Origin of the sequence: Psychrobacter sp. Arc29 (assembly GCF_041431175.1) — a bacterium.
Lineage (GTDB): Bacteria > Pseudomonadota > Gammaproteobacteria > Pseudomonadales > Moraxellaceae > Psychrobacter.
The window spans coordinates 1-9,828 of record NZ_JASMRR010000001.1 but is presented as its reverse complement, the minus strand read 5'-3'; the positions used below and the strand labels follow the sequence as shown (position 1 = coordinate 9,828).

The 9,828-nt window shown below is 41.9% G+C and carries 14 protein-coding genes; 1 reads left to right on the top strand and 13 read right to left on the bottom strand.

Going from position 1 to position 9,828, the window contains the following annotated elements:
- Window positions 1-76: 76 nt before the first annotated feature.
- Entirely contained in the window at window positions 77-865 is a 789-nt protein-coding gene (locus QO189_RS00070; RefSeq protein WP_371530904.1) for an MBL fold metallo-hydrolase, read from the bottom strand.
- A 191-nt stretch (window positions 866-1,056) separates the two neighbouring features.
- Window positions 1,057-3,144: a catalase gene (locus QO189_RS00065; RefSeq protein WP_371530902.1), complete on the bottom strand. Its 2,088-nt coding sequence runs from the start codon at window positions 3,142-3,144 to the stop codon at window positions 1,057-1,059.
- Between the two features lie 426 nt (window positions 3,145-3,570).
- On the opposite strand from QO189_RS00065, the gene QO189_RS00060 reads away from it, so the two are divergent.
- Window positions 3,571-4,362, top strand: a complete 792-nt coding sequence (locus QO189_RS00060; protein ID WP_371530900.1) for a dienelactone hydrolase family protein — start codon at window positions 3,571-3,573, stop codon at window positions 4,360-4,362.
- 97 nt (window positions 4,363-4,459) lie between these two features.
- On the opposite strand, the gene QO189_RS00055 is transcribed toward QO189_RS00060, so the two are convergent.
- The 11 genes from QO189_RS00055 to QO189_RS00005 form a co-directional block, all read right to left on the bottom strand.
- Window positions 4,460-5,119 (bottom strand): DUF938 domain-containing protein, encoded by a 660-nt coding sequence (locus QO189_RS00055; RefSeq protein WP_371530898.1) that lies wholly within the window; start codon window positions 5,117-5,119, stop codon window positions 4,460-4,462.
- Between the two features lie 67 nt (window positions 5,120-5,186).
- Complete coding sequence (locus QO189_RS00050) at window positions 5,187-5,648, bottom strand: flavodoxin family protein (RefSeq protein ID WP_371530896.1); 462 nt, start codon at window positions 5,646-5,648, stop codon at window positions 5,187-5,189.
- Window positions 5,649-5,652: 4 nt separating this feature from the next.
- Window positions 5,653-6,066: an OsmC family protein gene (locus tag QO189_RS00045; RefSeq protein WP_371530894.1), complete on the bottom strand. Its 414-nt coding sequence runs from the start codon at window positions 6,064-6,066 to the stop codon at window positions 5,653-5,655.
- A 70-nt stretch (window positions 6,067-6,136) separates the two neighbouring features.
- Complete coding sequence (locus tag QO189_RS00040; RefSeq protein WP_371530892.1) at window positions 6,137-6,667, bottom strand: hypothetical protein; 531 nt, start codon at window positions 6,665-6,667, stop codon at window positions 6,137-6,139.
- A gap of 102 nt (window positions 6,668-6,769) precedes the next feature.
- Window positions 6,770-6,979: a hypothetical protein gene (locus QO189_RS00035; protein WP_371530890.1), complete on the bottom strand. Its 210-nt coding sequence runs from the start codon at window positions 6,977-6,979 to the stop codon at window positions 6,770-6,772.
- 171 nt (window positions 6,980-7,150) lie between these two features.
- Window positions 7,151-7,642, bottom strand: a complete 492-nt coding sequence (locus QO189_RS00030) for a TIGR02391 family protein (RefSeq protein WP_371530888.1) — start codon at window positions 7,640-7,642, stop codon at window positions 7,151-7,153.
- A gap of 126 nt (window positions 7,643-7,768) precedes the next feature.
- Window positions 7,769-7,984, bottom strand: coding sequence for a hypothetical protein (locus QO189_RS00025; protein ID WP_371530886.1), 216 nt, complete (start codon window positions 7,982-7,984; stop codon window positions 7,769-7,771).
- A gap of 70 nt (window positions 7,985-8,054) precedes the next feature.
- On the bottom strand, window positions 8,055-8,354 hold the full coding sequence (locus QO189_RS00020; RefSeq protein ID WP_371530884.1) for a hypothetical protein: 300 nt from the start codon (window positions 8,352-8,354) through the stop codon (window positions 8,055-8,057).
- Complete coding sequence (locus QO189_RS00015; protein ID WP_371530882.1) at window positions 8,341-8,535, bottom strand: hypothetical protein; 195 nt, start codon at window positions 8,533-8,535, stop codon at window positions 8,341-8,343. Before QO189_RS00015 ends, QO189_RS00020 begins: the two co-directional genes overlap by 14 nt.
- Window positions 8,536-8,749: 214 nt before the next feature.
- A complete protein-coding gene (locus QO189_RS00010) occupies window positions 8,750-9,046 on the bottom strand; it encodes a DoxX-like family protein (RefSeq protein WP_371530880.1) in 297 nt (98 codons plus the stop codon).
- Window positions 9,033-9,473, bottom strand: a complete 441-nt coding sequence (locus tag QO189_RS00005; protein ID WP_371530878.1) for a thiol-disulfide oxidoreductase DCC family protein — start codon at window positions 9,471-9,473, stop codon at window positions 9,033-9,035. The genes QO189_RS00010 and QO189_RS00005 overlap by 14 nt, the downstream gene beginning before the upstream one ends.
- Window positions 9,474-9,828: the final 355 nt, after the last annotated feature.

Sequence of the window (9,828 nt, the reverse complement as noted above, 5' to 3'; positions counted from 1 at the left end):
CATATTTGAAAAGCCCAGTTACTATCATAGTAACTGGGCTTTTTTTCGTCTGCACTTTTTGTTCTTTATTTTATACCTACTTATGATGTCGCCGTTTAAAAAGTCTGAAGTTGCCTTTTTTACGCCATAGCAGTTTATGTCTGATCGTATCTTTAATCGTGCGCGGATATTTGGGTGCTTGAGCAATGAACTCATCAAACTCTACCCTACTCATCGCACGCTCTCGACCATGTGCCATCATTACTACTGATGGTTTTAAATCTCTTATTTTTTTTAACGATTGCTTATAGGCTTTGGGGTCATAGACAGGGAACGGCGCAACGAACTTATGGCGCAATTTAATGATGAGATCAGCCGTATATACTTGGCGACTGGGTAAATGAAGTAGAGACAGATCACGATCCGTATGTCCTGGCGTCTCTAATACGTGCCACTCATCGAACTCTGGCACAAGATCACCGTCTGTGACAGTGATGTCTGGCTTTAGGCTTGCCGAATAATACAGATTTTTAAATGGTCGACCTTGCCGTCTGGCCACATAATACCCTAGATTTATATCGACAAAATGCATCGCTCGTCCACCAATACCGCCGTACCACTGATCTTTCTTGTCAGCCGAAACAATGAGACAACCTGTCTCTTGTCGAAACTTACGCGCACCGCCCGCATGATCCGGATGCATGTGTGTGACCACCACAACTTTTAGGTCGGTAATGGGTCGTTTTAGCATTGATTTGATATAATCAAGCACCATCGGCACATCGGCACGGCAGCAGCCATCTAGTAACATTATTTTATCTGGATATACCGCAAGGTAGCTACTCTGAATATACCCCTCTAAGCGTACAATCTCACACGAACTCATTTATCATCCCTGATCATCTGATCCTAGTTTCTTTGTATTTTTAGTATAGCGGTAATCAATACAAAACAAATCGTTTTCAGTGAACGCTTGTGACCACCGTTTGTATGATTTTCTCATAAAAAAACCCAGCGCTTAGGCTGGGTTTTCTACATTAAGAATCTACTTTATAGATTTAAATCTCACGCCATCAATTATGCAAGATCACGTACCTTTGGCTCGCGCTCCCATAGACGGGTCTTAGCATTTTCGATAAAACCAGCAACATCATCAAGCGGCGTCACAAATGCATCTTTTTCGATAGGCAATTTGCTCAAGATGTGTTCTTCAGTCGCAGGGCAATAAGCAATCGCTTTGCAATGTGCGTAAGCATCATTGAACCAATCTAGTGCTGCGCTGTCCATGGCCAGCTTTTTGGCTGGTGGATGCATAATGATACTGACCACAGCGTCAAAGAGCACAGAAGGGCCACCAGCAAGACGCTCGTCCGCTTGAATGTGTGTACCATCGTCTAGCGTTACTTCTTTGTTAGGCGCGACGATCTTGACGCTAGCACCAGCGTCAATAGCAGCTTGTTCAAACTTTTTAACTTCACTATGGCTTGAGCCTTCAGCCACTAAGATACCGACCAAGCGACCTTTTAGGCTCTTCGGTGAGATACCGATGGTTTGCAGCGCTTTTGACGTGCCTAGATCCTGTACAGGTGCAGCGGCATCAGCAGGCTCTGGTAATTCCATACCGAGGGCTGAAGCCACACGGTTGGCCAAGTCTTCATCGATATGCGGCAGATGGCTGAGCATACGAGTACGTACGTGTGCAGTGTCTACTTTACCAAGCTCAAACGCGTAAGCAGAGGCAATGTGTGCCTTGCCTGCATCGGTCTGGCTACGATAGAACATACGCGGCTGACTATAATGATCGGCAAAGCTTTCGGCACGGATGCGACCTTTAACGCCATCATCCATCTGCTCTTGGAATGAGGCATACCCGCGTTTGGCGCTTTCGCGTGGACGCGTTGGATCGAGGCTTTGTGGCTCATACATTACGCGCGTCTTAGGCACCTGCATTTGCATGTGACCATCTTGCTGATTGTTAGCAAACGGGCATTTTGGTGCATTGATTGGAATTTGCGCAAAGTTTGGTGAGCCCAAACGTGACAACTGCGTATCTAGATAACTAAATAGACGACCTTGGAGCAAAGGATCGTTACTGTAGTCGATACCAGGAACTACGTGTGATGGGCAGAACGCTACTTGCTCTGTCTCTGCAAAAAAGTTATCTACATTGCGATTCAAGACCATTTTACCAACGATTTTTACGGGCACTAGCTCTTCTGGAATGAGCTTGGTCGCGTCTAAATGGTCAAATGGGAAGTTGTCTGCTTCTTCTTCAGTAAATAACTGGACGCCAAATTCCCACTCAGGATACATGCCATTGTCAATTGACTCAAACAAGTCGCGGCGATGATAATCAGGATCCGCACCAGAGATTTTTACGGCTTCGTCCCATGTGGTTGACTGTACGCCAAGTACTGGCTTCCAATGGAAACGTACAAAGGTGCTCTTACCGTCTTTATCAATCAAACGGTAGCTGTGAATACCAAAACCTTCCATCATACGTAAGCTACGTGGCAGGCCACGATCACTCATTAGCCAGATCAGATTATGCATGGTTTCAGGACTGAGCGAAACAAAATCCCAAAACGTATCATGGGCAGATGCCGCTTGCGGGAATCCGCGATCTGGCTCAGGCTTAACTGCATGAATCAAATCTGGAAATTTAATCGCATCTTGAATAAAGAAGATAGGCATGTTGTTACCAACGATATCCCAGTTACCCTCTTCGGTATAGACTTTTACAGAAAACCCGCGTACATCACGTGGCGTGTCTTTTGAGCCTTTGTTACCAGCAACAGTCGAAAAACGGGTAAAGAGTGGCGTCTGCTTACCAGTCTCAGTCAAAATTTTGGCCGTTGTATACTCTTCTAATGATTCGGTCAGCTCAAAATAACCGTGTGCCGCACTACCGCGAGCATGGACGATACGCTCAGGGATACGCTCATGGTCAAAGTGATTGATCTTTTCACGTAGTACAAAATCTTCTAAGAGCGTAGGACCGCGTGCGCCTGCTTTTAGAGAGTTTTGATTGTCAGAGATAGGCACGCCTTGTTGGGTGGTCAATACTTTGGTGTCATCGCCTGCGCGCTGATGGGTTTCGCCCCCATTGCCACGCTCAGAATTCATGTCTTTGGCTGGGTCGGTATGATCGATATTATTATTCATAAAACATCCTAGCTAATGAGTAAAACGGTCTCTTCTAAGACCATTAAAAATGTGCTTACACAGGTGTTGTATCCTTTGGGATAATACTGACTTCATCTGTCGATTATTTGTCTGTGCTGCTGCATGACCAATTATTAAAAAAGATAAAGGAATAAAAGGCATACGGCTTATCTTACCCAAAAATTAAGTCGCTTATAGTTGCGTATATAGTGAACCTTGTTGATGTTTGGTTAAAGTTTACGTGCGCAGCCACTCAACCGCTTGACGGCTTTTGAGCGAGCCCAAACGTTAACAATCCAATCTTGTAATGTAGTTATTCTTTAAGGTATGCTTTTATGGCGTACTAGAGATCATCGATAAATAACACTGGCATGGTTTTTAGCCATATATTTATCTCTTTTTTATATAACTATAAGGCTATCGACTATGTTACCAACTTCGAATTTCTCGTCCAAAAAACCTTACCGCTCATTATTGGTGGGTGCATCAATGGGTCTCATGGCATTGACCATCAGCCAAACTGCTGCCGCTATCACGACCAAGAACGTCACTTACACAGTGGATGACCAAGCCTACGAAGGCTATTACGCCAAAGCAGATAAGCCCAACGCCCCTTTTATTTTGCTCATTCATGACTGGGATGGTTTGACAGACTATGAGCGCAAACGTGCTGATATGCTAGCGAATGAAGGCTACAACGTACTGGCCGCAGACATGTTTGGGCAAGGCATTCGTCCGTCCTCTGTCGAAGAAAACAAACGCTTAACCGGCGAATTGTATGATGATCGCAACAAAATGCGCCGCATACTACAAGGTGCATTAAATGCTGGACGACTGGAGGGCAATGATGTGCGTAACGGCACGACCATGGGATATTGTTTCGGTGGTACGGTTGCATTAGAGTTAGCACGTTCAGGCTTCCCGCAAAAAGCCTTTGTCCCTTTCCATGGTGCCTTTGATATTCCAACGGGTCAAAGTTATGACAAAACCGCTGGAGAGATATTGGTCTTCCACGGTTCAGCTGACCAGTCTGTCTCTCTAGAGAGCTTTGCGACTCTGGGCAAAACGCTAGAAGCGGCAAAAGTTCCTCATGAAATGGTCACTTACAGTGGCGCACCCCATGCGTTTAGCGTATTTGGCAGTGACAGATATGATGCCCGTGCCGATGAACGCTCTTGGAAACGTTATTTAGACTTCTTAGCAGATGAATATAAATAATCTAGTCACATAAAAATATCGGTAACTGTATAAATAATCCAAAAAAAAGACACCTCCATTGCGATCCACTGAGGTGTCTTTTTACGTTTTTAATCACTTAGTCTTTTTGAAAGACCAATAACTGATTATTGGCAGGCATCGCGTACGTTTCGCTAAGTGTCAAATGATGAATATTTGCCAAAATGACAACATCTTCTTTATGACGAATACCACTTTTTGGGTCGCGCTGGCGCAGACTCATATCAAATCGCTGATTACCCGCGCTAGTATAGTTGCCATGATCGTTGAACGGACCATAGATCAGCAGTTTGCCGCCTACAGGTAACGACTCGCCAACCAATGCAAATAACCGCTCAACCAACGCCCAGCTAATAATATGCAGCGTATTGGCCGTAAATATCGCATCATAAGGGTTGTTTGAACAACTACTCTCTAAATGACTGTTGATAGGTACAGAATCGTAAGCCAAATCAAAGGCTAATGGCAGATATAGATTGGGCGCAGGATAAGCATGATACCAAGCTGCTATATGACGGTGATTGCTCGTGACATCGCTGGTTTGCCACTGTATCTCAGGTAAACGCGGCGCAAAATAAACACTATGCTGACCCGTTCCAGAACCAATCTCTAGCACGTGCGTAAAGCCTTGCAGCTCGTTCTGTAATATGTCTAGGATAGGCTGCTTATTGTTCTCACACGCTTGAGAAAATGGCAACGCGTCGATATCCACTTGACTGTTTAGATGATCGTTTTGCATTGATACCCTCCTCAGACTGCCCATTACATTTGCAGCATATTTCGCGAATCACTGGCAAAATATGCTACTAATAAATACCCGCCTCAACGCCAGCGGCTAACGTCATGGCAAGCTCCTCTACTTGGTCAGCAAAGCTGTCTTGCCACTCACCTTGTAGTATCAGCGCCTCTTGAATCCATGACCAACGCAGCCCTGTCGTAATCGTCTTCATCGCAAGCTTGGTACCCGTACCATCATGCCCTGCACGTATATATAGTGCAAATGGTATGCCTTGCTTCTCTTCTAGCACAGGGTAATAGCATCGGTCAAAGAAGTCTTTGGTCAGCCCTGCCATATACGCCAGATTTTCAGTCGTGCCTAATAGCAAAGCATCAGCAGTGAGCACGTCTTCAGGTTGCGTGTCCTGCGGCGATTTCAATACCACATTGATATCTATATCAGGATGATTGGCACCAGCATACGCCGCTTGCGCCAACTTCTCAGTGTTTGGCGACGGCGCATGAGCGACAATCAATAACGTTTTTGTCATGGTTTTAAAGGCCATGAGCGGTACGGAACGTTAAGTTCTGCGTGATATCAGGGTGGATACTGTTGGCGACTGGGCAAGTCAATGCGGTGTTATAAAAGATCGTTTGCGTTCTATCATCAAGTTCCTTATTAAAGGTCACAATGATATGGATCTCGCTCACGCGTCTTGGATCAGCGGCCATGACTTTGGTCACTTCAGCCGTGATGCCTGTAAGGTCGATATCCATATCACGGGCTTTGATGCCCATGATGGTCAGCATACAACTGGCCAAACTGGTCGCTAGCAAATCAGTTGGTGAAAATGCCTCGCCCTTGCCTTGATTGTCGGTTGGCGCATCGGTAATGATTTCATTGTTTGATTGCAAATGAATGGCGGTGGTACGCAAATCGCCTTGGCAGGTTACTTTTGATGTGGTCATGGGGGTTCTCTTTGGTAAGTTATTTTGCATCAGAGACTTTGGGAATATAGATCGTTCTCAATAAAAAATATCAAATTCCCAGCACTCGGACTTGTAATATTATAGAGTAAAGCCATAGAATCAACTGAGCGCTGCGTTTCTCAGTATTAAAGCTCATGTCGCTGCCATGTAAGATACCGTTCCTTGTTTTCGGAATAGTTTGTTTTTCATCACCTGCTACAAGTTCATGCTTTTCTATTTTTTTATAAAAACTTTGTAGTTCATCTTCCATTTTTATAGCATGTTTAAGCTTTGGTACAAGACCTGACAGGTTGTCTTTTTTACCTTTTTTGTTGCTTGCAACCGCTTCAATCTTATTGCCTTTTTTAATAATGTAACCAGCTTTTTCCATAGAATCAGTCAACATACCTTCAAATTGACCATAGAGTAGACATATACTACCAGCATAATATTCATTATTATGTAGCTCCAGAGCTTCTTGAATCAAGGGCAAACGGTCGATATTTAGAGTAGTCTCATGATAAGAATGAATAAGGGATTTTTGAAAGTTTTTGGAAGATATGACGGAAAGAATAGAAGTTGCGTCTGGGTCTGATTGCAAGTCTATAGCTTCAAAGATGTGGGCTAACTCTATAACATCTGTTCCAACCTGAAACTCTGTATTATCTATTCCAGCAATGATGTTATCTACATGAGGTTCAAGTTACGGATAAACTTCAGCCAATTTAACCCATATATCAATATCAGCTTGATACTCTTTGGCAAACTTATTAAGTGCTTGACGAGTTTTAATTATCGTTTTTCGCCATTGTTCAATATGTGGCTTTACAGTCTTACGAGTATCAGCTAAAAATAATGGAAACTCCTTTCTTAACCAGAAAATAGTTTCTTCATTTTCAGATTGATTAGTCATTGGTTATTCCTTTCTAGTTCAATATTATATTAATTTTTAGGAAGTTAAGCTTTCAATTTCTTACCTCTTATAACTCTCGTAACTCTTTATTGTAGGTCAATGAACAAGTACTTTTGCAAGAAACCTACTGTTCAGTGTAATAGATCTTTATTCTAAACAATTTATTCCTATTTAGTTTCTGCAAACATTTCTAACAATGGCTTCACTCTCTAAAACAAACAACTGATTAATCAACATAAACTCTCGAATATCATCGCCTAGATTATGACGGGGTTCTTGATGTGCTCGATTGTTGCGATACGCCATATAGACACTTGTAAACAGCGATGCTCTGCCTTTAGATTCACCTGAATCTAAGTTTTCCCAATACAAAACTGAATCATCAACTTGGAATGCTTTTGCAAACAGCTTAACGCCACTTTCGTTATTCAAGCCTGTACGCTCTTTAACAATAGATTCCAGCTTTCGGTATGCACCCATGATTGCATTGTCTGGATTTATATTAAAATTCAACGCTAGCTCGATAAGACGTGCATCAAGTAATGCCATAGGAATGGTAAGCGGAAACTCACTAAAAATACTGCGCTCACATTCCTTATAAAGATAAATAGACTCATACCACCTAGCAGGACGCACTGGCTTGATACTGTTGATATATTCCAAATCTTTCACGGTTAAACTTGAATTGGAGATACGTTCAAAAATCGATTTTGAAATGATGTACTCATTGATATTATCTGTATAGTTGCGCAATAAATTTAAGACGAATGCATATCCTTTTGGTGCCTCTCAATTATAGCCAGAAGCAAAACCACCTTTAACGATGACCTGAATATCATATCTGAGGGTTAGCAATAGCGCATGTGAATAAGTTTCTTCAACAGTGAGTATTTTCACGTCTCTCATGTCTTCACCAGCATGTATAAGCTTTATGACTGCCTCTTTGCATATTTGTGTGACTCCGCTGTCGCCTATATATTGAATACCCGCAAATTTGGCTTTCACTTGTTTTCTTTACCTCAATTATTTAATACCAAACTCTACCATTCTTTTCCCTAACCTTCTTTACATACCTCTACCGTTCTTCCCACTTACTCTCTACAAGGTTATACGCTTGATCATTATCATGAGGCGCAATGTTTGCCTTTAACTGAAACGACTCTCCACCCACTTCTTTCCAGCACTCTGAAAACCATTGGATAAGCTCATCGCTCGCGATACTCCATAAATCAAAGTCTTCATTCTCATTGATGTACTTCTCTTCAATCTCATGCGGGTAGACATGCTCTATCTCTAGCAATTCGGGATCAATAGGCGATGGATACTGTGCTTCACCATTGACATAAACAAAGTGCTCAGAGTTACCTGCATCCATAAAAAAAAGCCCTGACTGGGAACCCTTGTGTAAACCCATCGGCAAATATTTCAAACTCTAGACTGACCACTTCTTTTAGATAGTTATACTCTATTAACTCTTTTAGAACTGGCTCTATACTAGAAGTAAGTCCGTGTAGATGTTCTTGAACTTTCGCTGAAAACTCCTGCTCGATATCCATTCTTTTCCCTTTCTATAATGTTTTATTAAGCGGATTCTATTATCATTTAGAAAGTAAAATATAGACTTTATATTATTTGTCTACACAAAGCTTCAAAGTCAGTCTTCATCGGTTTAAGCCATCACTTATGACTTTTTATGTTCACTGGCAAACAATATGAAATAACAAAAACCTAGTCCCAAAATATTAGTGGTCACGGGGTTAAATGCGCCCACTAATATTTTGGGCTTGATACACCTACGAAAAATAATAAGCACAGCGTTACCACTGCTATATACACAGGAATATTCGATTTTTTAAAAAATATGATCAGGCAACCTAAAATTATTTCACCAATACCAGCTAATGGAGAGGCAATACTAGCGGGGATACTAAGACCACTCAGCGAAACCAAATCCACTTCAACTGCACTTAACCACAATATTTTGGGTACTAAGCCATGATAAATGAACAAAAATCCTAACAGTAATCTACTAACAAACGAAACATGAGAAAGCTTATCGTTCTGCATCTAAGAAGCGCGCCTCATGGTCTGCCGATGGTAAAGTACAATAGTCATATTTACCGAAAAGACTATAACGATTTAAAGCAATCCGGTCATACATCCAATCACATAATGGCTTTGGAATAACCTTAAAAATGCAAACTATTTTCCACGGATAGCCCAGCTGAGTGATTATTTGAAAAAATGCTTCACTTTTTTGAAAGGACTGATTGCCCTCTACATAGAGCATAGTTTCATAAGACTCAGAAGGCAGCCCAAAATGAAGAAGTATCTGTTTGCCTTCTTTTGATTGCACGCTGCACAACTTAAAAACGCGCTGTCGATCATGCTTGATAATGAAATTGCTCCACGCATTGCAGAGTTTACAAACACCATCAAATAAAATGACTTTGTCTGAAACACCAATATTAGGAGGGAGCTTGTCAGTACTCATCTTTTTACTCTACTAAATAATCACTTATTGTTGAGTAAATTTAACACTAATATGGCTAAGCAACAATCTAAATGTAGAGTGTGGTCTTATGAGTTTTAATAATAGATAGCCAAAATTAGGCAAAGACAAAGTATAAGAATGAAAAGATACGATAACATGGAATATAGATAGAGAAAATAACTAGTAGAGATAACTGATGAGGTTGACTAGGGAATAAACAAAAATCCAGCCAAAGAAAAGCCCCCTTCTGCTTTCACAGAAGGGGGCTTTTACTTAGAATAGAGAGCTGACGATGACCTACTCTCACATGGGCGAACCACACTACCATTGGCGCAACGATGTTTCACTTCTGAGT